The following is a 25,516-nucleotide window of genomic DNA, read 5'->3' as shown; positions in this document are numbered from 1 at the left end:
GGCACGGAGGGGGACTTTTGCATCACGATATTTCTCTGATTACCACCATAGCCGTGGCGCTGGGGTTAGCGCTGGTGCTGGGTTTCGCGGCGGCGCGTCTGCGTCTGCCAGCGTTGCTCGGTTACATCATTGCCGGCGTGATCATAGGCCCTTCCACGCCGGGTTTCGTTGCCGATATAGCGCTGTCGCAGCAGCTGGCGGAAATTGGCGTGATCCTGCTGATGTTCGGCGTCGGCCTGCACTTTTCCCTTTCCGACCTGATGGCGGTGCGGCGTATTGCCATTCTTGGTGCACTTGCGCAGATTACCGTGGCCACCCTGCTGGGCTTCAGCGTCGCACGTCTCTGGGGTTGGGATATTGGTGCATGCCTGGTGTTTGGCCTAGCTTTGTCGGTTGCGAGCACAGTGGTGTTGTTACGGGCTTTGGAAGTCCGTGGATTACTGGATACCGTTAACGGGCGCATCGCCGTTGGGTGGTTGGTGGTGGAAGATCTTGTGATGGTGTTCGTCTTGGTGATTCTGCCGGCACTGGCTGGGTGGCTGGGCGGCACACCGGCGGATTCCCCGCATACGCTAGTGGATACCGAAGCCGGCAATCTGGCGTTCACTGTCGCTGTTACCTTGGGCAAGGTCGGGATTTTCGTCGCGCTGATGTTGGTGGGTGGCCGCCGCCTGTTCCCCTGGTTGTTGTGGCAGGTGGCGCGCACCGGTTCTCGGGAACTCTTTACTCTGGCGGTAGTGGCGACTGCAATGGGTATTGCCTACTTCTCCTCCGTTATCTTCGGCGTGTCCTTTGCGCTTGGTGCTTTTTTTGCCGGTATGGTGTTGCGGGAGTCGGCGCTCAGCCACCGTGCGGCGGAGGAGTCGCTGCCGCTGCGGGATGCATTCGCCGTACTGTTCTTCGTTTCTGTGGGTATGCTGTTTGATCCTGCGATGTTGCTTGAGGCACCAGCCAAAATACTGGCGGTGGTGGCTATCATCGTATTCGGCAAGACTCTGGCGGCGTTTGGACTGGTGTTGCTATTCCGCTATCCACTCAACACCGCGCTCACTGTGTCCGCGAGTCTGGCGCAGATCGGTGAGTTTTCCTTCATCCTCGCGGGTCTTGGCGCATCTCTGGGGTTGCTCTCGGCGGAGGGGCAAAACCTGATTCTCGCCGGTGCACTAATTTCCATCACGCTAAATCCTCTGCTGTTCAATGCGGTGGAGCCATTGCAGCGCTGGATTCGCGGGCGCTCGAGGCTGGCACGGTTCATGGAGCGCTCGTCGGACCCGTTGGCGGAGTTACCAATGACCACGGACCTGCGCAAGTTGACCGGACACGCAGTAGTGGTGGGATACGGCGATGTGGGCTCGCGGGTGTCGAACTCACTGGCGCGGGCCGGCATTTCCATAGTGGTGGCGGAACAGAGCCGCGAGCTGGTCGAACAATTGCGGGAGCGCGGGTTGGCTGCGGTCTCCGGCGATGCGGCGGAACCGGAGGTACTGATTCAGGCGCATGTGGCGCGCGCACGGCTGTTGATTGTAACCATTCCGGATAGCCTGCGCGCCCGGCGCATGATTGAGACCGCGAGTCTGCTAAAGCCCGACATTCAGGTTCTGGCGCGAGCCAGTGGCGACGAGGATGCGCGTATGCTCGCCCGGGATGGCGCCGCAGGGGTTTTCGTGCGCGAACAGGCGCTGGCGCGAGCCATTTCCGAAAGTGCCATTGAGTTATTCGAATGCCATCGTGCGTAACAGGCTGGGCCTTGAGTTGCTTCTGGCCACAGGGCCACAGTCTATATCCGCAATGTAGTGTCAGTGTCGACAAGGGAAGCGGCGCTGGCACAACGACGTGTCCGACCCGCGATCTCCCGCAGCTCCCGGTTGACCTCCCTCCTCTCGCGCGGTTCTGCAGATGGAGGCTACGGCCCCCGCCCCCGCACCAGTCGCAGGATCAACAGAATTACGGCGATGATGAGCAGTATGTGCAGAAAGCCACCCAGGGTATAGGAGCTCACCAGCCCCAGTAACCAGAGCACAACCAGAATCACGATGATCGTTTCAAGCATCGGTGCTACCTCTATATCGGTTACCAGTCGAAGCTCGGCACGTGAGCCGACTGCATTGAGAAACAATAATCTGTCATTGATTCCTCCACCAGGAAAAGGATTTTTCATTGCGATTGGGTATAAGCTCGCGCGAAACTATTTTGAACAAGACTAAAGTGAACAAAATCCGAAATCCGGGCTCTTATTGCGTTGAGCCGGTGTTAAGACGCACATCGGATGAAACCGCCAGCGGAGAGCTAAGCCATGCTGATCAAAAAAACAGCGCGCAGTGACCTCAGTGAAGCGCAGACCACCCCTGAAGCCGCTTATGTTTCCCGCCGCAGTGTGATCCGGGGGCTCGGCGCCGGCCTGGGTGGACTGCTGCTGTCGGGCGGTGCCAGCGGATGGGATCTGTTCGGTCGCGATACCGAGGAGAGCACCGGCAAGGCCACGCGCAAACCGCTGGATTACTCCCGCCAGCAGCCGGCCCCGGATCTGGCTCTCACGCCCGAAGCGAAAATCACCACCCACAACAATTTTTATGAGTTCGGCATCGGCAAGACCGACCCTGCGGAAAACAGCCAGGGGCTCAAGATCGAGCCCTGGACCCTTACCGTAGAAGGCGAGGTGGAGAAACCGGGTACCGTGGATGTATGGCGGCTGATGAACGATATTGGCCTGGAAGAGCGTATATACCGTATGCGCTGTGTGGAGGCCTGGTCCATGGTGATTCCCTGGATCGGTTTCGAGCTCGGCAAGTTCCTCCAGCGCTTCCAGCCTACCAGCCGCGCGAAATATGTGGCCTTCCAGACGCTCTACGATCCGGAGCAGATGCCCGGTCAGCGCAACCGCTATATCGGTGGCGGTGTGGATTATCCCTACGTGGAGGGACTGCGTATGGACGAAGCCATGCACCCGCTGACGATTCTGTCTGTAGGCCTCTACGGCAAAACCCTGCCCCCGCAAAACGGTGCCCCGATCCGGCTGGTGGTGCCGTGGAAATACGGCTTTAAGGGCATCAAGTCCATTGTGAAGATCAAGCTGGTGGAGACAATGCCTAGCACCAGCTGGAACAAACTCGCCCCCAATGAATACGGTTTCTACGCCAATGTAAACCCGGCGGTGGATCACCCGCGCTGGTCCCAGGCCAGCGAACGCTTTATTGGTCCCGGCGGTCTGTTCGCGGTCAAGCGCCAGGAGACCCTGCCATTTAACGGTTACGGTGAGGAAGTGGCCTCGCTCTACAGCAAAATGGATCTGAGGAAGTTTTACTAGTGGCCGCGAGCAGGAAAAAATATGCGGCGATCCTGTTGCAGATTGGCGTGCACCTCGGGGCATTGTTACCGTTGCTCTGGTTGTTCTACGCCATCAACGACGGCCGCCTGGGTGGTGATCCGGTCAAGGAGCTGATCCATTACCTGGGAATGGGGAGCATCCGCCTGTTACTGCTTACATTGCTGGTTTCACCGCTGGCGAAAACGCTGCACTACGGTCAGCTCAATCGCCTGCGCCGGCCGTTGGGGCTCTGGTGCTTTGCCTGGGCAACGCTGCATTTCAGTACCTGGCTGGCACTGGATCTCGGGCTCGACTGGTCGCTGATCAGTGTGGAGCTGGTCAAGCGCACGTATATTCTGCTGGGGTTCTCCGCCTGGTTGATCCTGCTCGCGCTGGCGATAACTTCTCTGCCGGTGCTGCTTCGAAAAATGGGGAAGAGCTGGAAAAAATTACACGGCCTGTTGTATGTGGTGGTGGTACTTGCCTGCTGGCATTTCTGGTGGTCGGTGAAAAGTGGCTGGATAGAGCCGGCGATCTACAGTGCGATCGCGCTGGCTCTCCTGGTCTGGCGGCGCCAGGCCCTGGGGCGATGGATAAAGAGTTTTCGCTGATCTGCTTTCGACAGGCGCTTATTTGAATTCGTGCAAAGGGATACCCAGGTAAGTACTTGCTGGGCCCTGAGATGGCCCGGTGGAAAATACAGCGTATCCACCCCGCGTATGCGCGGATCTTCACCGCCGGGATGATGTTACTGAATAAACTCGGCCGCCTCGCGTACCTTGTTGCGTACCGTGTTGGGCAGCGGAATATACCCGAGGCTGTCTGCCAGGTCCTGGGCACTGTCGCTCAGCATGTAATTCACCAATTTCCGCATGGCATTCGCCTTGTGGTCGTCCTGTTCCGCGTAAACCAGCAGCCAGGTAAAACTGGCAATGGGATAAGCCTGCGCGTCGCCGGGGTCCCAGACCCAGGCAATCAAATTTGGCACCTGGCCACCGGGCAGGGTGCGCGCGGGGAATTTCACACTGCTCAGTGCCGCGGCGCCGGCTTCCGGACCCGGAGAAATAAAGTTGCCGGACTTGTTTTCCAGCTGCGCTGAGGGCAAGCCGGTAAGTTTGGCGAATCCGTATTCCACGTAACCGATGGCACCGGGGATTTGTCTGATCTGTGCTGCGATACCGTCATTTCTCGGCGCCTTGACGAAATTGGCCGCAGGTGGCCAGTTGGGTGCCTTCGCCTGACCCACCGCAGATTTGAAGTTGGCATTCACTGCGCTCAGGTGCCCGGTGAATACAAAGGTAGTGCCTGACGAATCGGAGCGGGTGACGACGGTGATTTTGGTATCCGGGAGGTCTATCCCGGGGTTGGCCGCGACAAGTTGGGGATCGTTCCAGCGATCGATTTTGCCGAGGAATATTTCCGGATAAACACTTCGTGGAAGTCTGAGAGTGTCGATACCCGGGAGATGGTATGCCAGCACCACTTCGCCGGCGGTCATTGGCAGCAGGATTGCCCCCCGTTTGATCTTGCCTATTTCGTCCTCTTCCATGGCGGCATCGGAGGCGGCGAAATCCACCGTTCCATTGATGAAATCCCGGATGCCCGCATCGCTGCCTTTGACCTGATACTCCACGCGGATGCGGCGTTGTTTTTCTGAAAAATCCTTGAACCACCTGGAGTAAATCGGAAAAGGAAAACTCGCGCCGGAGCCGTTCAACCTGACGTTGGTTCCGGCGCTTTCCGCCGACGTTGCGGGGCTGTCGGTGTTTACGTTGTCTCCGGAGCAGGCCGTGATCGTCAGGGTGACTGCCATCATCGCCGCGAATGCGGCCAGTGAGTGGACGATCCTTGGGGCAGGCGACGGTTTGCGGTTCATGGGATGGCCTCGGGGTGAGAGCGGTTGGGTGTCAAACGTAGGTGATCGGGGCTCGAAGCGAACCCCGGAGCATGCCGTCTCTACTCAGCTGCCGATCACCCCGTTGTCTTTGCGGCGAATGGCCAGTACCGATGGTCGCGGCGGCAGCGTTGGATCATTGTCCGGCCAGCGGTGCAGCGGAGTATCAAAGGTGGAATGTTCTGCATCCGCCGGGTGCTGGACGGAAACAAACAGCGTGGTTCCGTCCGGGGTAAATTCCGGTCCACAGATTTCCCCGCCCTGTGGGCAACCGAAGAAATGTTTCGGCGCCGCGCGCAGATCACCCTCCGTGGCCATTGCCCAGAGGCCATCGTGAAAACCGAAACTCTCGCAGCCATCTGTGGCGATCCACATATTGCCGTATGTATCGAAGGCGACATTATCCGGATTCGCAAACCAGCCGTGGGCGGAAATGGCACCCGGAATCTGTTGTCCGTAAGCGCCGCGCTTCGCCGGGTCCTCCGCGTTGGGGTTTCCTCCCAGCAAAAAAGTATTCCAGCGGAATGTATCGCTTACGTGATCCCGTTCGCCATCGCGCCCGGGGGGCACAATCTCCAGTACATGTCCCGCCGAATTGCGCGCTCGCGGATTCGCGGCGTTTTCGTCACCTTCCGCACGTTTGGTGTTTTTCGTCAGCATCACATAGGTGCAATCGTTCACCGGATTCGTTTCCACATCTTCCGGCCGGTCCATCGGGGTTGCGCCGATCAGCTTTGCGGCACGCCGGCAGTCGATCAGAACATCCGCCTGATTGCGAAACCCATTGTCTTCCGTCAGTGGTCCGCGGCCGAACACCAGAGGCAGCCACGCCCCGGCGCCATCCTCGCGGAACTGGCCGGCATACAGTGTTCCCTCGGTGAGCAGTGTGCGGTTGTGTGGGTACTCCCCGGGGCGATAGATGCCAGAGGACACAAAGCGATACACAAACTGATGCTCATCGTCGTCGCCGCCGTAGGCCACGATCGGCTGCCCGGGTTTGCTTACGAGGGTGAACCCCTCGTGTTCGAAGCGGCCGAGGCCGGTCAGTTTGCGTGGTTTGGACTGTGGATCGTAGGGATCGTACTCCACCATCCAGCCGAAACGATTGGGTTCGTTTGGCTCTACTGAGATATCGAAGCGGCGGTCGTAGTCACCCCAGTTGCGGTTATCCGGGGAGATGCCGAACGCGTGGTGATTGTGCGCTTCCACCTCGTCCGCCACGCTGTCGGGGTCGCCCTGGAAGGCGCCGCCGAAACCTTCTTCCGCAATCAGCACGGTACCCCAGGGTGTTTTTCCGCCAGCACAGTTGCCGACGGTGCCGAATACCCGGGTGCCGCTTGGGTCCTCATTGGTCTGCAGGCGTGTATCACCGGCGGCAGCACCGACGATGTCCATTTCCGTTGTGAGTGACAGGCGACGGTTGTAGGGGCTGCCGGGTACTGCCTTCCAGCCCTCGTCGGTTTTTTCAATTTCCACCACACTGTGGCCGCAGGCCTGTTGTTCCACCGCGATGTGGTGGTCACTGGTGCCGCGAATGGAGCTGGCCTCACTGTAACCGGCAAACATCAGGTGTGGCTGGGTGTACTCGTGGTTGACGCACAGCAGTCCGCGCTCGCTGTTTCTGCTCTGGCAGTGTCGGTCTCCGGCGCCCGGGCCGGCGTTGGGGTCAAGCGGCATGAACGCGATGAAGTCATTGTTGTAGCCGAAGCGACGCGCTTGCTCGGTGGCGTCAAGTTTTTCCGGCGCGAAGCTTTCGGCAAAGGCGTCCAACGGATCGCCCCAGCGCAATAACAGGTCGGTGGTGTAACCCTCGGGGATGTGGTGGCGGTGATCCAGACCGTGAGGGATTTCCGCGAATCCCAGGTTCTGTTTGCTGGCGTTGCCTTTCTCCGCGCCACAACCCGGCAACAGGCTGGCTCCGGCCGTCGCCGCGGTGATTGCGCCCACGGCCTTGAACAGGGTGCGGCGCTGGGGGTTGTGCGGTGCGGTATCCGGCGTGTGCTGGTTATTGTCTGTCATGAATTATTCACCTGACTGCAATATTGGCGGACCAACTGGCGTTTGCCAGTGTTTACGAGCCTTGTATCTATGGTTCGCTTCAAGATACGCCAAGACTAGCGGCGCAATATGACAAATTTAAAAAAAGCGTAACCAAATTTTCACATCCCAAGACTAGCCTGCGCCCCATCAAAATAACCGCCAACATTAAAACGGGACGGGGAGCTATGACTAAATCTGTATTTAACCTGAAACTGATGGCGCCTCTTGCAGCGGCGATCTTCAGCATCAACGCGGGCGCACAGGAAGCACCGGAAAAACAGGGCGAGCTGATGGAAACCATCGTGGTTACCGGGCAGGCCGCCAACGCACGCAGTGATATCGAACGCCAGCGCGACTCCAATAAAGTGATTGCCGTGCAGACCTCCGAAGCCATAGGTGAACTGCCGGATGCCAATGTGACCGAGGCGCTGCAGCGTATGGCCGGTGTTTTCATCGCCCGCGATCAGGGGGAAGGCCGCTTCGTTGGTGTCCGTGGTATCGATCCCAACCTGAATGCTTCCACCATCAATGGCATGAGTCTGCCGGCCCCGGAAACCGACAGCCGCGCGGTGGCGTTGGATGTGATTCCATCAGACCTGCTGGCGAGCCTCGAAGTTTTCAAGACTCTGACTCCCGATATGAGCGCCGATTCCATCGGTGGCGCGATTGAGATCAAGAGCATCAACGCGCTGGACAAGCCCGGCCAGACCTACAGTGTCAATATTGAAAACGGCTACAGTGATCTGCAGGGTGAAAACAGCCCAAAAATCTCCGGCAAGTACACCAATCGCTTTGATCTGGGTGGCAGCGAGCTGGGTGTAGCCCTGGCTGGCAGTCATCAGGAGCGCAACTTCGGTTCCGAAAATGTGGAAACCGATGGCGTTTGGGAAATGATGGAAGCGGAAGATGGCACCGAGGCGATTGGTGCACCGGAGATCGAGCAGCGTGATTACACCATCACCCGTGAGCGCACTGGTCTCGCCGCGAATTTCGATCTGAAGGTTTCAGAAAGCAGCCAGTTGTATCTGCACACACTGTACTCCGATTTCTCGGATTCCGAAGAGCGCCAACGCAATTCTTTCAAATTGGACAAGGGTGACCTGCAGACCATCAGCGCAAACTCCGCTACCTGGTCCGACGCCACCCTCGACAAATCCCTGAAAGATCGTCAGGAAGAGCAGGAGATCCTGTCGCTGGTATTTGGTGGCGAACACGATCTGGATCAGTGGGGCATTGAATATGCTCTGGGGTACTCCCATGCGGAAGAGGCCGAGCCGCACCGCCGCGACACCGGATTCGAACAGAAAGATCTGGAGCTTGGCTATACGTCTGCCGGCAAGATTCCGAGCCTGTACGCCGGTGATGCGGCGGCGATGGATGCCTCTCTGTTTGAACTGGATGAAATTGTTATCGAAGACAACTTCACCGAAGACGAAGAAATCAGCTTCCGCATTGATGTACGTCGCGATATCGCCGTTGCCGGTAACCCGTCTGAGCTGAAATTCGGTCTGCAGGACCGCCGTCGCGAAAAATCTGGCGATCTGAATGCTACCGTGTACACCGACTTTGGCGGTGACTACACGCTGGCGGACTTCGCCATGAATAATGTGGATTACGGCCTCGGTAATTTCGGCCCCGGTATCAGCAAAGCCAAACTGAATGCGTTTATCAACGAGAACCTGGCCAGCTTCGAAGTCGATGAAACCGAGACGGCACTGAGCTCCGCGCGGGATTACGTCATGAACGAGGATATTTCCGCGTTTTACGTGATGAATGACATCGACTTCGGCCGCGCCAACCTTGTCTATGGTGTGCGCTACGAAACTACCGATTTCAGTGCCAAGGGTTATAGCGTTGCGCAGTCTTCTGAACCGATTGAAGGTGCGGAGGAAATTGCCGATGAAGTGTACGCGAAAGAAGTGAATGTTAAGCGCGAGTACAACAAGCTGTTCCCGAGTGTGAACTTCAAGTACGACTACACCGACAATATCGTACTGCGCGCAGCTTATACCGAATCTCTGTCGCGCCCGTCCTTTGGTGACCTGAACCCATCTCCCGCTGCCATCGAATACGACGAAGGCGAGCTGGAAGTGGAAGCGGGCAATCCTGCACTGGATCCCTACGAGGCCCAGAACCTGGATTTCTCCGCGGAGTACTACGCCGACAAGCTCGGTATGTTCTCGGTGGGCGTGTTCCACAAGAACATCGACAACTTCATCGTGACCGCGGATGTATCCAGCTCGGTGGATGTCACCCAATACGTGGGTGAGCTGGCAGTGGATGAGGCGCAAATCTATCAGCCGATCAACGGCGACAGCGCCAAACTCACAGGCGCGGAATTGTCCTGGACCCAGGGTTTTGACAACGGCCTGTTGCTGCGCGCCAACGCTACCTACACCGATTCCGAAGCGAGTCTCGGTCTTGGTGCGGACGCGGAGCGCGGCGACAAAGTCAGCCTGCCGTCACAGGCGGACCTCGTGGGCAACTTCATCGTTGGCTACGAGCGCGACGCCCTGAGTCTGCGTCTTTCCACAACCTTCAAGGGCGAGCGTCTGTTGGAAGTGAACCTGGAGGACGAAGCTTATGATTTGTATGAAGACAATCATATGCAGGTCGATTTTTCTGCCAAGTATCGCTTCAACAACGGCGTGAAGCTTTCCTTCAGTGCCGTCAACCTGACGGATGAGCCTTTCTACACCAATAACGCCGGCTACAACGGGGTGTACGAAGAATACGGCACCTCCTATGTGCTGGGGCTGACCTACTCGAGCTTCTGAGTTTCAGGCTGAGTGGCAGAAAGCCCGGGTGCCAGAGTGTACCCGGGCTTTCTGCTATTTTTTTACATAGGATTCAGTGGTCATCTGTTTGACATGGTTTTGACATGGTGGGGGCGTATTTTTGTCTCCGATGTGGTCGAAACCGCAAACCGACACTTTGCAAAGCGTGAGCACTATGACGCGTAATTTTTCTTTTTTTTCTGCGGTGGCAGTGAGCCTTTCCATTGGAATTACTGCGGCCCTGAGTGGCTGTGGCCCGCAAATCGACAAGGCCGCAACCGGTCCGAAGCCTATAACTCCACAGCAGGAGCTGGCGCTGACCAATGTTATTTCCAGCCAGCTGGCGCCCCTCACTCTGGGCGGCGTCGACTATCTGCTTTTGGCCAGCGAAAAGCGTGGGCTGGTGCTGGTGGACGCGAAGGGCGTGGAAAAACTGGCGCTGGATGGCGGCACCGTGGAGCGCTTTGCGCTGCACATGCTTGAGGAAGACAACTGGCTGATTGCGCTGTACGACGAAGACAGTGGCCAGATGCAGCTGCGCCAGCTCGACCTGGAAGAGGGCAGCCCGCGTATACGCTATCTCGGGGCCATGGCCACCACCTCGCCTCAGGTCGCTATGTGCTTCTCCCGTCAGGCCGACCGCACGCACCTGTTTGCCATTGACGAAAATGGTCTCGGACATGAGTACGTGGTGCACCCGCGTGAACAGGCATGGCAGTTTACCGGCGTGCGCCCACTCTACTTCGGTGAACAGGTGTCCTCCTGCGTGGTCGACGACCACAGCGGCAAACTGCTGGTTGCGCAACCTCCACTCGGGATCTGGAGCCTGAATGCTGATGCGGAAATGGAGGAAGCGCGCGAAGTATTCGCCGCCTCCGGTGAGCTGGCCGAGAGTCACTTTGGCGGACTGTGGCTGGACGGCGCCAGTGGCAATCTGTGGCTGACCGCCGGCGACAAGGTATTTGCCTACAGCATCAACAATCCGCGCCAGGGGCCGCAGTTCGTTACCGCGCTGGCGGAACTGGAGCCGGTATCGGCCGCGGTGCAGAAGGGCGTGTTACTGGCGCTGGAGGAAGAGAGCGACAAAGTCCTTCAGTTCGCCGTCGAATTGCCGGGACCGGCGGCAGAGATGCTGACCTTCCGCGGTCCGGTGGAGATTCCGCGGGTGCGCGCCAGCGGCCAGACGGCGCCGGTGCAATCCGGTGGTGATGCCGCCGATGATCCCGCCATCTGGGTCAACCCGGCCAATCCGTCTGCGAGTCTGATTCTTGGTACCGACAAAAAAAGCGGCCTCAGTGTCTACAACCTGAATGGCGAACTGGTGGAGCACTTCCCGGTTGGCCGCGTCAACAATGTAGATTTGCGCCCGATGCAGCACGGCAAATACGTAGCCATCGCTGCCGCCAGTAACCGCACCGATCCCGGTGTGAGCCTGTTTGGTATTGCTGCCGACGGCAAGGTGGAAGACCTCGGCCTGCGCAATCTGGACATGGGTGACCCTTACGGCCTGTGCGTGTACCGCCGCGGTGCCGACCTGATGACCTGGGTGTCGGACAAGGACGGCGCCGTGCAGCTGCTGCAGATTGTTCCAGGTGAAGGCAACGCGGACTGGCGTCTACAGAAGGTGGCCGAGCTCGCGGTGGACAGCCAGGTGGAAGGCTGTGTGGTGGATGACGAAATGCAGACGCTGTTTTTCGGTGAGGAAGACGGCGGTATCTGGCGCCTGGATATTGCCGCATTCCTGGCCGGTGGTGCCAAGCCGCAACTGATTGCACCGGTGGATGGCGAGCGCCTGGCAGCGGATGTGGAAGGCATGGGCCTCTATCACGCCGGCGACAAGAGCTACCTGGTGGTGTCCAGTCAGGGCAACAACAGCTACGCCCTGTTCAGCCGCGACGGCAGTCAGTTCGTCGGTCGTTTCAAGGTGGACATCAACCTGGACAAGAGCCTCGACGGCAGCTCGGAAACCGATGGCCTGGAGGTTTCCAGCGCATCCTTCGGCGAGCAGTACCCGCAGGGGCTGCTGGTGGTTCAGGACGGCCGCAACCGCATGCCGAGTCAGACCCAGAATTTCAAGCTGGTGTCCTGGGCGGATATCGCCGAGACGCTGCAGTTGAAGTAAACAGGTCGCCTGAGTCCTCCTGGCCCGGGGGGAGTTGTCCTCCGGGAAACTATGCGAAAATCCGCCGGTATTCATTGATCCGGCGGATTTTTTATGCAGCGCATTTCCTCTTCCCTCTCTCCCGAGTTTTCTGTTTCCCGCATCGCCTTCGGCCTGTGGCGTCTGACGGACTGGAATTATTCCCCGCGCGAGCGACTGGATCTGTTCGAGCAGATGCTCGATCTGGGGATGACCACCTTCGATCTCGCCGACATCTACGGGGATTACCGCTGTGAACAGTTGTTCGGTGAGGCGCTGAAGCTCAAACCGGAATTGCGCGCACGCATGGAGGTCGTGAGTAAATGCAGTATCCGCCTCGCGGGTGCAACATCGGGTGCGCGCATCAATCATTACGACACCAGCGCGGAACATGTGCGCAGGGCGGTGGAAACCAGTCTGCGCGACATCGAAATCGAGCAGATGGACCTGTTACTGCTGCACCGTCCCGATCCGTTGATGGATGCGGATGTGCTGGCGGCTGTGCTGGAGCAACTGGTTGCGGAGGGCAAGGTAAAACACCTGGGTGTGTCCAATTTTCTGCCGCACCAGTTTGATCTGCTGCAATCGCGCCTGTCGCTGCCGCTGGTGGCGAACCAGGTCGAAGTTTCTTTGCTGCATTCGCAGTCGATGTTCGATGGCCTGCTGGATCACTGTCAGCAGCACAGAGTCATTCCCATGGCCTGGTCGCCATTCGCCGGCGGCCGCTTGTTTGCCGGGGAAGATGCCGACTCCGTGCGTGTGCGGAATTGTCTTCAGCAGCTGTGCGAAGCGCGTGGGTTGAATCCGGATGACGGTGTCATGCAGCTGGCGCTGGCGTGGTTACTAAAACATCCATCGCGCATGGTGCCGGTGCTGGGTAGCGGCAACCCTGCTCGTCTGGTTGCAGCGTTGGCGGCGCTGGAGATGGAACTCGATCGGGAAGAGTGGTTTGAATTGTTGCGTGCGGGGCGTGGGCGGGACGTCGATTGATTCGACCGGCAGTGGTATTTCTTCTTAAGCTGGCTGGGTGGCGCAAGGGCACCGGGTGTTTGTTTTTGAAACCGCTGTGAGTACATCCCTGTACGCTGCGTCGCAAACATCCTTGTTTGCGACGCTTTCAAAAACAAACACCCGGCACCCTTGCTTAAATTTGAAATACTTTCCTTCGTAATTATGGTTAGGTTGGTCGAAGTAAAAAAGTGGAATTGAAGGCGCTGGCGCCGGGGGAAGTTTGCGGGACCGTCTGCGGCCTGGATGGCCGCAGCCGAGCCCCCATGGATGGGTTTACGGCGTGTCCCGCAAACTTCCCCCGGTGGCAGTGCCGCCACCGGACTTGCTACGAAGTTCTCAACGTTACGAAGTGGGGAATTGTCGGGAAGTTACCCAGCGTAAGCGTTCTCAGGCACCAGATCGTAATTCACATCCCCTAGATCAAACTGCTCGAGTGGGGCGAGTTGCATGGGGACGCGGTAGCAGCGCAGTAACTCGGTGTCGCGGCGGTCCATGACTTCCAGGTAGGCGCCGGAGAGTCCGTGCAGCAGGCGCTCGAACTCGGTCATGGCGGAAGCGATCAGGGTTTTGTATTCCAGCTCATCGCCGAGCTTGATATAGCGCGCATCGCTGCCCGCCTGCTCGATGCGCAGCCAGCCCGGCCCACGCTCGGCACCGGTTACGCCGAGCACCAGCGGGCCCTGTTGGTCCTGGCAGAGGGAAATCAGATTGTGCACCGAGGGCTCCGCTTCCACCTCGTAGCCCACCCATACCCAGCCAGCCAGGCCGATACGGGTCAGGTGCCACTCCGACAGCCATACCGTCTGGTCGTCGTCCACCCGGAATTCACTGTACTCGCGCTGGCCGCTCCGGCTGGCCAGGTTCACATTCGCCTCGGGGTTATCTTTGCGGAAGTTGTGCAACTGCTGGGTCATTTCATAATTGACTTCCCAGTGTTTCTGCAGTCGCCACTGCATCGGGTACTCGCCCCATTCCACCAGATACTCCTCGCGCTCGCGCAGCGTCTCCGCCACGCGCCAGAAGGCGCCGTCAATCAGGATGCAGGTATCGCCCGGCTTGCTGCCGGGGGCAATGATGCTGTGTTCGGGAGAGGCTTCCGAGGCATTGACCACATGTTCGCTGCGGCCCTCGATGACTTCGTACCAGGGAAAACCGTGGCGCAGCGGCGGTGGGAAGGCGAGCGGGGGGCGGCCGGCCAGCAGGCGGCGGAACAGTACCGACTTTTCGATTTCCAGGTCAGACAGGGTGTAGCCTTCCTTCTGGGTAATCTGTCCCCAGGCAAAAGCGGCCCGTATTAATTGTTTTTCTCGATCTGAAAAGCTCATTGTTTGCGAGTGTCGGTGACTGAAAATTATGCGAGTCGGCAAATGACCGCAAACCATACCACCGCCCGCATCACCGCGCCACGGATATTGCTGGCCGCAAATCGCCAAACGCGCCGGGGGCGTCGTGGGCGGGGGTGATGAAAGTCCGGTAGACTGAGCGGGTTTTGACAACGATGGGAAGCGGACGTGTATCGGAAAGCGGAATTAGGACAGGCGTGCGGTTTTGATCGAGGGAATCTGCCCGGCATTCAGCGCGTGCTGCGTTGTCTGGGGCTCTCACTCGCTGTGGCTGTTGGCGGCGTGGGATCGGCGCGGGCCGAGTCCGGGCATTCGTCGGCAGTGAATCTCGCGAGTGAATCCTGCTACGCCGATGGCTGGTCCGAATCTCTGCGTTGTTACCGTGTTCCTGTCGGCGACGACGGCGAGGTCGCGCTCTCGGTGCTGGTGGCGCCCGCTGTGAATGGTGGCCAACACGAGCCGTTGTACCTGTTGGCCGGCGGCCCGGGGCAGGCGGCGAGCGATCTTGTGCGGCTGCTTAATCCGCTGCGCAAGCTGAACCGCGGGCGCGATATCGTCATGGTGGACCGCCGCGGCGGGGGGCGTTCCAATGCGTTCGATTGCGGGCTCGGCACGGATGTGCCGTCGGATATCGAAGCCTTCGTGGCCAAGCTGGCGGTATGCCGGGTGAATTCCGGCGAGCGGCCGCTGACCATCAACAGCCGTCAGACCGTCGACGACCTGGAAACCGTGCGCCGGGCGTTGGGACATTCGCGCATTTCCCTGTGGGGCGGCTCCTGGGGTACGCGCACCGCTCTGCTGTACCAGCAGTGGTATCCGCAATCCCTGCAGAGCCTGGTGCTCGACGGTGTGGCGCCCATCGAGACCAAGGTGTTTCTTGCCGCCTCGGCTGCGGAATCCGCGCTGGTGGAACTGCAGCAGGCCTGCAGTGGCGATCCGGTGTGTGCGCGCTTTGGAGACTGGCGCGCGCAGCTCGACGCGTTGCTCGCCAACTGGACGGAAGAGCAGGCGCGTAATTTCCCCGATCCGTTGACCGGGAAAACCGTCGAGGAACCGATCGAGGCCTGGATGCTGGCGGGGGCGGTGCGCACCGCGCTCTACGATCCGGGCGCCGCAGCGCAGCTGCCATTCGCCGTGGATCAGGCGAGCCGCGGCAACTACACGCCGCTGTCCGGGATCGTCGGTCTGTTTGCGGAAATGGAGGGGGCGATGTCCATGGGGCTCACCTTTTCCGTGGCTTGTGCGGAGGAAATGAACCGTATTTCCGCGCAGGATATTTCCAGCGATGCGGCGGGGACATTTATCGGTGACGGATTCATTCGTGTGTTCACCGAGGGCTGCAAGGTGTGGCCGGTGCCGGAGCAGCGCTACGAGGTGCCGCTGCCACGCCATCATCCGGTGCTGCTGATTTCCGGCAGTGCGGACCCGATTACGCCACCGAAATACGCCGAGGAAAAACTGGCGTATCTGGAAAATCCGCAGCACCTGATTGTGCAGGGCGGCGGGCACATCAATTCCATGCGCGGCTGTATACCCGACCTGATCCTCGCATTCCTCGATGATCCTCAGGCGACGCTGGATCAGGAATGTCTGGCGGATATCCATCGTCCACCGTTTACCGCGGGTAATTATGGCCCCGCGCTGGCGCCGCAGATTCCGGAGGCGGACTCAAGGCTGGCGAATGAGGGCAGCACCGAATCAGAAAGCGCTGTACAGGTAGCGGGAGAAGTGGAGGGAGGTCAGCAGTGATTCGTGTCGACAATATCTGCAAGTCCTTTGCCGGTACGCCGGTGTTGCGCAACCTCAGCTTTGAGGTGCCCGACGGAAGAATTACCGCACTCCTCGGTGCCAACGGCGCCGGCAAGACCAGTTGCCTGCGTATAGTCTGCGGTCTGCTGAGCGCCGATTCAGGGCGTGTTCTGGTGGGCGACGCCGACCCGGCCCTCGATCCGATGGGGGCCCGCCGTCAGCTGGGCGTGGTAGGCGACCGTGAGGGGCTGTATGAACGGCTGACGGTGCGCGAGTATCTGGAGGTGTTCGCGCGCATGCAGGGGCTTTCCGGCGCGGCGCTGGCCGCTGCACTGAACGCGGTGCGCGAGGATCTGGAATTGGCTTCGCTTTGGAATCGGCGCACCAAAGGGTTCTCTCAGGGGGAGCGCATGAAGGTCTCGCTGGCGCGCGCGCTGGTGCATCGCCCGCAGCATCTGATTCTCGATGAACCCACCCGCGGCCTGGATGTACTGGCGGTCAGGCTGCTGCGCAGAACTCTGCTGCGGCTGCGCGCGGCGGGTACCACCATTCTGTTTTCCAGTCATGTGATGCCAGAGGTGGCCGAGCTGTCGGACCGTGTGCTGGTGATGGCGGCGGGGCAGATCGTCGGCGCCGGTACACCGGAGCAGTTAGCGGCGGAGACCGGCTGCAATACTCTGGAGGACAGTTTTGTGGCCCTGGCCTACGGTCAGCGGGCGGGTATGACGCGAGTGGAAGGAGAGCCGGCGTGAACAGACAACCTAGTGTGCAGTCGCTTGTCGCCGGTCTGCGTCAAATGGCGCCGCTGTTGCGCAAGGAGCTTCTGGAGGCCTGGCGCGACCGGCGCGCGCTGCTGATGGCGGTGTGTTTTTCGCTGATGTTTCCCGCGGCGCTGGCGGGGGGAACCATTTTCATGGTCAAGAAGCAGAGCGAGGATGTCACACGCGTGGCGCTGATCGGTGCTGAACACGCACCGCTGATCGGCGAGCAGTTGCAGGCCTCCGGGCTGGCAGTGGTATCGCTGGAGCAGGGAAACCCCCGCGCGCTGTTGGCGGGTGACTACGATCTGGTGTTGGAGATCACCGATGAATTTGCCGAGCGCTATCGGGACTTCCGCGCACCGCGTCTATATCTGTATGTGAACAGTTCCGATACCGGCAGTGGCCGCGCCCAGCGCGAGCTGCAGGAGCGTCTGGGAGCGCTGCAGCAGATGGTGGTGACCCAGCGGCTGTCCGCGCGGGGAGTGGCCCCACAGCTGCTGGCGCCGTGGGTGCTGGAAACCCGCGATGTGAGCACCCCCTCCAGTCGCGGCGCGTTGATTCTGGCCACGGTGCCGGGGCTGCTGATCATGACGCTGTTTATTGCCTGTCTCGCCACCGCGGTGGACAGTTCCGCCGGTGAGCGCGAGCGCCTGAGCCTGGAGCCGTTGCTGGTACAGCCGCTGGCGGGCTGGCAGATCATCACCGCCAAGACCCTGGCGGTGGCAAGCCTGGGCTGGCTCGGATCGCTGCTGGCGATTGCGGCGTTGGTGTTGCTGATGCCGCTGATGCCGTTGGCGGAATTCGGTATACAGCAGGCCACCACGGTAGCGGGTGTTGTTGTCATGGGGCTGGTGCTGTTGCCGCTGGCGCTGCTGGTGGCGGTGGTGCAGATTCTGCTGGCGCTGCGCTCGCAGTCTTTCAAGGATGCCCAGACTCAGCTGAGTATTCTGCAGATCGCGCCGGTGGTACTGTTGATGGTGCTGGATATGGCTCAGATCAAGCTGGCGGACAGCTGGCAGCTCCTGCCGTTGATCGGTCAGCAGCAGTGGCTGAAGGGACTTTTGATCGGCGACTGGGTATCGCCCCTGTGGATGCTGGCGGGTTCCGCCGTCACGCTGATACTGGTGGGTATGGCGGTTCTGGTAGGTGCTCGCGCGTTACGGCGGGAAAGCCTGCTGTCCGCCAGTTGAATCCCGACAACCCTGAATAAGGCTGCAAGTGTGAGCATTTCGGAATACGAGAACGAGGGATTGTTGACCATTGACCTCGGCGCCATTGGCGACAACTACGCCTGGTTGCGCGAACGCCTTGCCGATGGCTGCCGCTGTGCCGCTGTGGTCAAGGCGGATGCCTACGGCCTCGGTGTCAGCGAGGTGGCTCCCGCGCTCTACCGCCGCGGTTGCCGGGATTTTTTTGTGGCAACCCTGGCGGAGGGGGAGCAGTTGCGTGCACTGTTGCCCGCGGATGTGTCGATCTGTGTCCTGACAGGAATACGCCCCGGTACTGAGCGGCGCTGCGCAGCGGCCAAACTGATGCCGATACTGGTTACCGTGGAGCAGCTGCGCCGGTGGTGTGCGGGAACCGGTTCAGAGGATTCGAACGGTCGTGCCGCGCCCTGCGCACTCAAGGTGGACACCGGAATGACCCGGCTCGGCATGGGGGAAGAGGAGTTTGCCCGGTTGCTGCAGGTGCCGGAGTTGCTCGGTCGTGCCAACGTGCAGCTGATCCTGAGCCACCTGGCCTGCGCCGACGAGCCGAGTCATCCGCAGAACCCGGCCCAACTCGCCCGGTTCAACGATTTCGTCCGCCGTCTGCGCCGGGTCTGCCCGGGTGTGCTGGCGAGCTTTGCCAATTCATCGGGGATCTGCCTCGGCGACGCCTATCACTTCGATCTGGCGCGTCCCGGTTCGGCGCTCTATGGCATCAATCCGCTGCCGGATCGTGAAAATCCCATGCGCCCGGTGGTCAATCTGCGCGTGCCGGTGTTGCAGCAGCGCGAAATTACCCGCGATAGCGCCGTGGGGTATGGCGCCGAAGGCCGCGCCGTTGCCGGCAGCTGGCTTGCGGTGGTGCGGGGCGGGTACGCCGACGGGATGCTGCGCACCCAGAGTGGTCGCGGGCGCGCCATGGCGATTGCCGGTGATGAGAAAATCCCCGTGCCGATGCTGGGGCGTGTATCCATGGATACCTGCGTTTTCGATATCTCTGCGCTCAGTACTGTCCAGCGGGCGCGACTCGAAGAGTTTGAGCTGCTGGGGGAGGGTTGGACGCTGGACGACATGGGCGCTGTCGCCGGTACCATCGGCTATGAAATCCTCACGTCCCTTGGGCGGCGCTATCGCCGCCGTTATCTCTGATTTGTCTGTTCCTGCCGTCCCGATGGAGAACCTGAATTTGGCGTCACGTAAACCCGACGAAGCTTCCGCCGCCACTGTCGACCAGCTCGGCGGGCGGTTGCGGCCGCTGCTGGCGCTGCTGGCAGATGGCGAGGTGCATTCCGGAGAATCTCTCGGCGAAGTTCTGGGAGTAAGCCGTGCCGCAGTGTGGAAGCAGCTGCAGAAACTGGAATCGCTCGGGTTGCAGGTGGCGTCGGAGAAAGGTCGCGGCTATCGCCTGTGCGGCGGACTGGACCTGTTGGACGAACCCGCCATCCGCGGGCAGCTTGCGCGGGAAACCCTGCCGCTACTTGGGCCGTTGCGGGTGTTTGATCGGGTTGACTCCACCAATGCGCGCATGCTGGTGGCGCTGGAGACGGGCGCGGGGCACTGTGAGGTGTTACTGGCGGAGCAGCAGACCGCCGGCCGCGGTCGTCGCGGGCGCACCTGGCTGAGCCCGTTTGGGGCCGGAATCAGCATCTCTATTGGCTGGCGCTTCAGCGGTGGCGTGCAACTGCTGGAGGGGTTGAGTCTCGCGGTGGGGGTGGCGCTGGCGCGCGCGCTGGCGCGGTTTGACGTGCCCGATGTGCGCCTCAAGTGGCCCAATGATGTGTGGTGTCGAGGGCGCAAGCTGGCGGGGGTGCTGTTGGAGTTAAGTGGCGATCTGACCGACCGCTGCGCGGTTGTGATTGGTATAGGTCTTAATATGCGTCTGCCCGCTGCGGCGGCGGACACCATCGGGCAGCCGTGGATCGACCTTGCCGAGGTGCGTCCCGGCATCTCGCGCAATGCGCTGGTGGCGGCGATGCTGGATGAGCTGTTGCCGATGTTGGCGTCATATCCAGAGAGCGGTTTTGCTGTCTGGCGCGAAGCGTGGCAGGCGCTGGACCAGTTTGCTGGTGTCGAGGTGTGCCTGCAGTCTGCGCAGCAGCGATGGTGCGGTATCGAGCGCGGTGTGGATGCCAGTGGTGCGCTGCTGCTGGAGATCGATGGGACGTGCCGCGCTTTTCATGGCGGCGAGCTTTCCCTGCGGCCGGCGGGGAGCAGTGCTCTGTGATTCTCGAACTGGATCAGGGTAATACCCGTGGTAAGTGGCGGTTGATCCGGGAGGTGTCCACCACTGGCGTGGACGTGGAAGACGTGGTGGCCCGCGGAGCCTTTCCCGCCGGCCACTGGTGGCGGGGGGAGGTTCTGCCGCCAGCCTGGATGACATACAGACCCGCGCGGGTACGCATTGCCAACGTGGCCGGCCGCGCGGCGGAGGATGCGATCGCGGGGCGCCTGCAGCGAGACCTGGGTGTTGTCGCGGAATTTGCGCGAGTAACGGCGGAGTGTGGCGGTGTCCGCTGTGCCTACTCGCAGGTTGAGCGGCTCGGTGTCGATCGCTGGCTCGCCGTGCTCGCGGCGTATCGGCGTTCGTCAGAGCCGGCGCTGGTGGTGGACTGCGGCAGCGCGGTGACCCTGGACCTGCTGGGAGTTGGTGGGGAGCACCTGGGGGGGTATATCGTTCCGGGGCTGGGGCTGATGCGGCGGGCGCTGTACAGCGATACCGACGCCGTCAAAGTGGCGGAGTGCTTTCCCTCGGGCATGTCCCTGGCCCCGGGGACAATGACCGACGATGCGGTCAATCGGGGCTTGCCACTGATGGTCCTTGGTGCGGTGGATCGGGCCTTCGAATGGTTGCAGCAACACTGTGCGGAGATGGGGGCCGGGACGCCGCGCTTGCTGCTGACCGGGGGCGACGGTGCGCTGCTGGCGTCTCTCGGTGATAAACCTTTCCTTCTGTTGCCAGATCTGGTTATGGAGGGGTTGGCGCTCACTAACCCGTGATGATTCACCATGCGGTCGCAGCATCTTGTGCGCCAGTCGCTGCCAGCGGGAACGCGGTGACGCTAGAATCCGCGTCTCCCGGTTTGCCGGGGCGAGATGTGAAGGGCGCACAGCCGGCGTTGGTTGTGCATAACGACTCTGGATTTCGACAGATAACCACTGACTGACGACTATGCGCTGGATATTCATTTTGTTGGCGTTGGCAAATCTCGGCTTGCTCGCCTGGTACATGACCTCGGATCCTGCGCCTGCGGCCAGAGTGGCGCCACTGGCCGAAGATGGCGATACCGCCAGTATCGCTCTGGTAAGTGAAGTGGACCCCTCCAGGCTGGTAACGCAGGAAGAGGAGCGAAAGTCCACAGCACCGGCTGCAAACAAAGGCGGGCAGCCGGTAGTGAGGGAGAAGACCGCGGCGCAATTGTGCAGCCTAGTGGGGCCGTTTGAGGAGGCTTATCAGGGCGAGGATGTGGCGCGTCGGCTGCGGGCTCTGCAGGTGCAGGCGGCGATGAAGGAAATCGAAATGCAGGGGCAGATGCGCTATTGGGTGTTCCTGGCGCCACTGAATTCCTCCCAGGAGGCGTTTCGAAAATTACGAGAATTGCAGGCGGCCGGTATCGATAGTTACGTGATCCCCAAGGGATCGCTGGAAAACGGTATTTCGTTTGGCATTTTTTCCGAGGAGGAGCGCGCCCGTATTCTGACCAGGGAGCTGCGTGAGCGTGGGTTTACGGCGGAATATCGCGAGGAACCCCAGACCTACCTCGAGCGCTGGGTGGTGGTGGAAAATGCCGACGGAGCCCAGGTCGCGGACGCATTCTGGCAACAGTTGCAGCTGGATTACCCTGATATCGGTCGCCGCCAGAACTTGTGCAGTGAAATTCACGAAAAGGAAATCGAGTGATTGCGCCAGCGGCTTTCCCGCGGATTTTTGCTGGTCGATATCCAAGGTGAAGAAAAGCGACAACAGCCTGTTGCGTGTCGAGAACAGTTCCCCTAGAATCCCGCCTCCACTTCAGGGGGTGTCAACAACCCCGATGTGGATTTCGGCTTGCAAAAGCTGAACCGGAAGAAGCTGGCGTAGCTCAGTAGGTAGAGCAGCTGACTTGTAATCAGCCGGTCGGGGGTTCGATTCCTCTCGCCAGCTCCATTTTCTTTCCGTTGCACAGTTCGGTGAAGAAATTCTGGTAAGTGTGTGAATTTGAAAGAAAAATTGTTGACAGCGAAAAGGTTGGTGTGGAGAATGCGCACCACCTTGAGGCAGGGGTTCCCGAGTGGCCAAAGGGATCAGACTGTAAATCTGACGCGCAAGCTTCGGTGGTTCGAATCCACCCCCCTGCACCATTATTCAGATGCCTGTGTGCTGGCATCAAAGGTAGAAGAGGTTGTTTGGTCTTCTACTTGGAGGTTTCGCACGCGATTGCGCGGGCATAGTTCAATGGTAGAACCTCAGCCTTCCAAGCTGATGATGCGGGTTCGATTCCCGCTGCCCGCTCCATTTCAATGTGCGGAGCCTGGTTGGTGAGAAAGGTTTGAATGAGCCGCTCCGGCTTTTGTCGGGCGCGCTGCAGGCGGCCCCGCCTGCGTCGACACTGGGTGTCGGCATTCGGAGTAAGCTCATGTAGCTCAGGGGTAGAGCACACCCTTGGTAAGGGTGAGGTCGGCGGTTCAAATCCGCCCATGAGCTCCATTATTCGTGGCCGCGGTGACCTGTGTCTCCGCGGCTATTTGTATCCGGCTTATATGCTTTTGCGGGTCGGGTGCGTCGGTTCCCGAGTGAGTTCTATATGTGATTTCGCGGGGGCTGTTCTAAGGTAAGGTCGCTAGTTCGGCTCACGCTTATATTGGGAGGCCCGCAATGGGAAAAGAAAAGTTTGAACGTTCCAAGCCCCACGTAAACGTGGGCACCATCGGTCACGTTGACCACGGTAAAACCACCCTGACCGCTGCGCTGACTCGCGTATGTTCCGAAGTGTGGGGCGGCGCAGCCGTTGCTTTCGACGGTATCGACAAGGCACCGGAAGAGCGTGAGCGCGGTATCACCATCTCCACCTCTCACGTAGAGTACGAATCCCCGACTCGCCACTACGCGCACGTAGACTGTCCGGGACACGCCGACTACGTTAAGAACATGATCACTGGTGCTGCTCAGATGGACGGCGCGATCCTGGTATGTTCCGCTGCTGACGGCCCCATGCCGCAGACCCGCGAGCACATCCTGCTGTCCCGTCAGGTAGGTGTACCGTACATCGTGGTATTCCTGAACAAAGCCGACATGGTCGACGACGAAGAGCTGCTGGAACTGGTAGAGATGGAAGTTCGTGAGCTTCTGGATCAGTACGAGTTCCCGGGCGACGACACCCCGATCATCGTAGGTTCCGCGCTGATGGCGCTGAACGGCGAAGACGACAACGAGCTGGGTACCAGCGCTGTTAAGAAGCTGGTAGAAACCCTGGATGCGTACATTCCGGAGCCGGAGCGCGCCATCGACAAGCCGTTCCTGATGCCGATCGAAGACGTATTCTCCATCTCTGGTCGCGGTACCGTAGTAACCGGCCGTGTAGAGCGTGGTATCGTCAAGACTGGTGATGAAATCGCCATCGTAGGTCTGAAAGACACCACCACCACCACCTGTACCGGTGTGGAAATGTTCCGCAAGCTGCTGGACGAAGGTCGTGCTGGTGAGAACATCGGCGCCCTGCTGCGCGGCACCAAGCGTGACGAAGTGGAGCGTGGTCAGGTACTGGCCAAGCCGGGTTCCATCACTCCGCACACCAAGTTCGAGGCGGAAGTGTACGTGCTGTCCAAGGACGAAGGTGGTCGTCACACCCCGTTCTTCAAAGGCTACCGCCCGCAGTTCTACTTCCGTACCACCGACGTAACTGGTGCGTGTGAGCTGCCGGAAGGTGTTGAGATGGTAATGCCGGGTGACAACATTCAGATGACTGTTACCCTGATCCACCCGATCGCCATGGAAGAAGGTCTGCGTTTCGCGATTCGCGAAGGTGGCCGTACCGTTGGCGCTGGTGTTGTAGCTAAGATCATCGAGTAATCGATGAGGGGTGCGGCTTCCGAGTGAATCGGGAGTCGTGCTTGCAAATGTTGGGGTGGGTGGTATTATCCGCCCCTCATTTTTTCCGGGGTGGCGCAGTTCACTGCCGGAAGTGTTCCAGGCCAGTAGTTCAATTGGTAGAGCACCGGTCTCCAAAACCGGGTGTTGGGGGTTCGAGTCCCTCCTGGCCTGCCAACTTCAAGACGCCCGCATGTGGCCTGCAGTTGGGCTATCCTGTACTGCTGTCGCTCTTTGTGGTCGTTGGCAATAAAGGCGCCTTGCGGTATCGGGGCGCGCTAAAGGCTTCTTTGTATGAATGCTAAAGTAGAGGCGAAAACCTTTCGTCTTGACGGCCTGAAGTGGCTGCTGGTGGTGCTGCTGGTTGGTGCCGCTGTAGCGGGCAATTCCTACTACGCCGAAATTCCCCTGTTGTATCGCGTTCTGGCAATCGTTGCGCTTTGCCTGGCGGCGGCATTTGTCGCTGTGCAGACAGAGAAAGGCAGCGGTTTCTGGAATCTGCTGCGGGAAGCCCAGAACGAAGTGCGTCGGGTAGTATGGCCGACCCGCCAGGAAGCAACCCAGACAACGCTGATTGTGGTGGTGTTCGTGCTGCTGATGGCGATCATTCTGTGGGCGCTGGATTCCGGCCTCGGCTGGCTCGCTTCCAAGATCATTGGCTAAAGGTTAATCCATGGCAAAGCATTGGTACGTGGTTCAGGCTTACTCCGGTTATGAGAAGCGCGTAGCGTCTTCCCTGAAGGAGCGCATTGAGCTGCACGAAATGGATCACCTGTTTGGTGAAGTGCTTGTCCCCACGGAAGAGGTGGTGGAGATGCGTGCCGGTCAGAAGCGCAAGAGTGAGCGCAAGTTTTTCCCCGGTTATGTACTGGTGGAAATGGAATTGAATGACGATACCTGGCACCTGGTGAAGGAAACTCCCCGTGTGCTGGGCTTTATCGGTGGCAAGGCAGACAAGCCGGCACCGATTACCGACCGCGAAGCGCAGGCCATCCTCAATCGTATGGATGACGCGGCAGAGAAACCCAAGCCCAAGACTCTGTTTGAGCCGGGCGAAATGGTTCGGGTTATCGACGGTCCGTTCAACGATTTCAACGGTGTGGTGGAAGAAGTCAACTACGAGAAGAGTCGCCTGCGGGTGGCGGTGTTGATTTTCGGTCGCTCCACGCCGGTAGAGCTGGAATTCAGTCAGGTAGAAAAAGGCTGATTTCAAGCTGAAAGGATT

The 25,516-nt window shown here is 59.9% G+C and carries 20 protein-coding genes and 5 tRNA genes; 21 read left to right on the top strand and 4 right to left on the bottom strand.

Annotation, left to right across the window (positions count from 1 at the left end):
• The first annotated feature begins 17 nt into the window (after positions 1-17).
• Positions 18-1,736 (top strand): YbaL family putative K(+) efflux transporter, encoded by a 1,719-nt coding sequence (gene ybaL / locus C3938_RS04370; protein ID WP_105101999.1) that lies wholly within the window; start codon positions 18-20, stop codon positions 1,734-1,736.
• Positions 1,737-1,903: 167 nt separating this feature from the next.
• On the opposite strand, the gene C3938_RS04365 is transcribed toward ybaL, so the two are convergent.
• Positions 1,904-2,050: a lmo0937 family membrane protein gene (locus C3938_RS04365; protein ID WP_105101998.1), complete on the bottom strand. Its 147-nt coding sequence runs from the start codon at positions 2,048-2,050 to the stop codon at positions 1,904-1,906.
• Positions 2,051-2,293: 243 nt separating this feature from the next.
• Here C3938_RS04365 and msrP point away from each other — a divergent pair, with 243 nt between their 5' ends.
• Both msrP and C3938_RS04355 read left to right on the top strand, forming a co-directional pair.
• Positions 2,294-3,304 (top strand): protein-methionine-sulfoxide reductase catalytic subunit MsrP, encoded by a 1,011-nt coding sequence (gene msrP, locus C3938_RS04360; protein ID WP_105101997.1) that lies wholly within the window; start codon positions 2,294-2,296, stop codon positions 3,302-3,304.
• The gene (locus tag C3938_RS04355) at positions 3,304-3,915 is read left to right on the top strand and encodes a protein-methionine-sulfoxide reductase heme-binding subunit MsrQ (protein WP_105101996.1); all 612 of its coding nucleotides are present in this window, start codon (positions 3,304-3,306) and stop codon (positions 3,913-3,915) included. The genes msrP and C3938_RS04355 overlap by 1 nt, the downstream gene beginning before the upstream one ends.
• Before the next feature lie 137 nt (positions 3,916-4,052).
• Here the strand turns inward: C3938_RS04355 and pstS are convergent, their stop codons facing one another.
• A complete protein-coding gene (gene pstS / locus C3938_RS04350; RefSeq protein WP_199775484.1) occupies positions 4,053-5,180 on the bottom strand; it encodes a phosphate ABC transporter substrate-binding protein PstS in 1,128 nt (375 codons plus the stop codon).
• Positions 5,181-5,264: 84 nt separating this feature from the next.
• Positions 5,265-7,217 carry a PhoX family protein gene (locus tag C3938_RS04345; protein ID WP_105101994.1) on the bottom strand — a complete coding sequence of 651 codons (1,953 nt, stop codon included), beginning with the start codon at positions 7,215-7,217 and terminating at the stop codon, positions 5,265-5,267.
• Between the two features lie 206 nt (positions 7,218-7,423).
• Between C3938_RS04345 and C3938_RS04340 the strand changes: the two genes are divergently transcribed.
• The 3 genes from C3938_RS04340 to C3938_RS04330 all read left to right on the top strand — a co-directional run bounded on the left by C3938_RS04340 (position 7,424) and on the right by C3938_RS04330 (position 13,145).
• Entirely contained in the window at positions 7,424-10,015 is a 2,592-nt protein-coding gene (locus C3938_RS04340; RefSeq protein ID WP_105101993.1) for a TonB-dependent receptor, read from the top strand.
• 175 nt (positions 10,016-10,190) lie between these two features.
• Positions 10,191-12,137, top strand: a complete 1,947-nt coding sequence (locus C3938_RS04335; protein ID WP_158681556.1) for a phytase — start codon at positions 10,191-10,193, stop codon at positions 12,135-12,137.
• A 93-nt stretch (positions 12,138-12,230) separates the two neighbouring features.
• Positions 12,231-13,145: an aldo/keto reductase gene (locus tag C3938_RS04330; protein ID WP_105101991.1), complete on the top strand. Its 915-nt coding sequence runs from the start codon at positions 12,231-12,233 to the stop codon at positions 13,143-13,145.
• 389 nt (positions 13,146-13,534) lie between these two features.
• Here C3938_RS04330 and C3938_RS04325 read toward each other — a convergent pair whose 3' ends face one another.
• A complete protein-coding gene (locus C3938_RS04325) occupies positions 13,535-14,491 on the bottom strand; it encodes a hypothetical protein (protein ID WP_105101990.1) in 957 nt (318 codons plus the stop codon).
• A 186-nt stretch (positions 14,492-14,677) separates the two neighbouring features.
• Between C3938_RS04325 and C3938_RS04320 the strand changes: the two genes are divergently transcribed.
• The 15 genes from C3938_RS04320 (at position 14,678) to nusG (ending at position 25,498) form a co-directional block, all read left to right on the top strand.
• Positions 14,678-16,258: an alpha/beta fold hydrolase gene (locus tag C3938_RS04320; protein WP_233998641.1), complete on the top strand. Its 1,581-nt coding sequence runs from the start codon at positions 14,678-14,680 to the stop codon at positions 16,256-16,258.
• Complete coding sequence (locus C3938_RS04315) at positions 16,255-17,010, top strand: ATP-binding cassette domain-containing protein (RefSeq protein ID WP_105101989.1); 756 nt, start codon at positions 16,255-16,257, stop codon at positions 17,008-17,010. The genes C3938_RS04320 and C3938_RS04315 overlap by 4 nt, the downstream gene beginning before the upstream one ends.
• A complete protein-coding gene (locus C3938_RS04310) occupies positions 17,007-18,209 on the top strand; it encodes an ABC transporter permease (protein WP_233998640.1) in 1,203 nt (400 codons plus the stop codon). The genes C3938_RS04315 and C3938_RS04310 overlap by 4 nt, the downstream gene beginning before the upstream one ends.
• A 30-nt stretch (positions 18,210-18,239) precedes the next feature.
• Complete coding sequence (gene alr / locus C3938_RS04305; RefSeq protein WP_105101988.1) at positions 18,240-19,376, top strand: alanine racemase; 1,137 nt, start codon at positions 18,240-18,242, stop codon at positions 19,374-19,376.
• Positions 19,377-19,413: 37 nt separating this feature from the next.
• A complete protein-coding gene (birA, locus tag C3938_RS04300; protein ID WP_233998639.1) occupies positions 19,414-20,451 on the top strand; it encodes a bifunctional biotin--[acetyl-CoA-carboxylase] ligase/biotin operon repressor BirA in 1,038 nt (345 codons plus the stop codon).
• On the top strand, positions 20,448-21,224 hold the full coding sequence (locus tag C3938_RS04295) for a type III pantothenate kinase (protein WP_158681555.1): 777 nt from the start codon (positions 20,448-20,450) through the stop codon (positions 21,222-21,224). Before birA ends, C3938_RS04295 begins: the two co-directional genes overlap by 4 nt.
• 172 nt (positions 21,225-21,396) lie before the next feature.
• On the top strand, positions 21,397-22,125 hold the full coding sequence (locus tag C3938_RS04290) for an SPOR domain-containing protein (RefSeq protein ID WP_105101985.1): 729 nt from the start codon (positions 21,397-21,399) through the stop codon (positions 22,123-22,125).
• A 170-nt stretch (positions 22,126-22,295) separates the two neighbouring features.
• Positions 22,296-22,371, top strand: a tRNA-Thr gene (locus tag C3938_RS04285).
• A gap of 110 nt (positions 22,372-22,481) precedes the next feature.
• Positions 22,482-22,565 (top strand) — tRNA-Tyr (locus C3938_RS04280).
• A gap of 80 nt (positions 22,566-22,645) precedes the next feature.
• Positions 22,646-22,719, top strand: a tRNA-Gly gene (locus C3938_RS04275).
• A gap of 117 nt (positions 22,720-22,836) precedes the next feature.
• A tRNA-Thr gene (locus C3938_RS04270) sits at positions 22,837-22,911 on the top strand.
• A 168-nt stretch (positions 22,912-23,079) separates the two neighbouring features.
• Positions 23,080-24,273, top strand: coding sequence for an elongation factor Tu (gene tuf, locus C3938_RS04265; RefSeq protein WP_105101973.1), 1,194 nt, complete (start codon positions 23,080-23,082; stop codon positions 24,271-24,273).
• Positions 24,274-24,392: 119 nt separating this feature from the next.
• Positions 24,393-24,468 (top strand) — tRNA-Trp (locus C3938_RS04260).
• 117 nt (positions 24,469-24,585) lie between these two features.
• Positions 24,586-24,954 (top strand): preprotein translocase subunit SecE, encoded by a 369-nt coding sequence (secE, locus tag C3938_RS04255; protein WP_105101984.1) that lies wholly within the window; start codon positions 24,586-24,588, stop codon positions 24,952-24,954.
• A 10-nt stretch (positions 24,955-24,964) separates the two neighbouring features.
• Positions 24,965-25,498 (top strand): transcription termination/antitermination protein NusG, encoded by a 534-nt coding sequence (gene nusG / locus C3938_RS04250; protein WP_105101983.1) that lies wholly within the window; start codon positions 24,965-24,967, stop codon positions 25,496-25,498.
• Positions 25,499-25,516: the final 18 nt, after the last annotated feature.

Origin of the sequence: Microbulbifer pacificus (assembly GCF_002959965.1) — a bacterium.
In the GTDB taxonomy this organism is placed as follows: Bacteria; Pseudomonadota; Gammaproteobacteria; order Pseudomonadales; family Cellvibrionaceae; genus Microbulbifer; species Microbulbifer pacificus_A.
The sequence above is the reverse complement of the archived record's forward strand: the minus strand, read 5'-3'. Positions and strand labels throughout refer to the sequence as shown.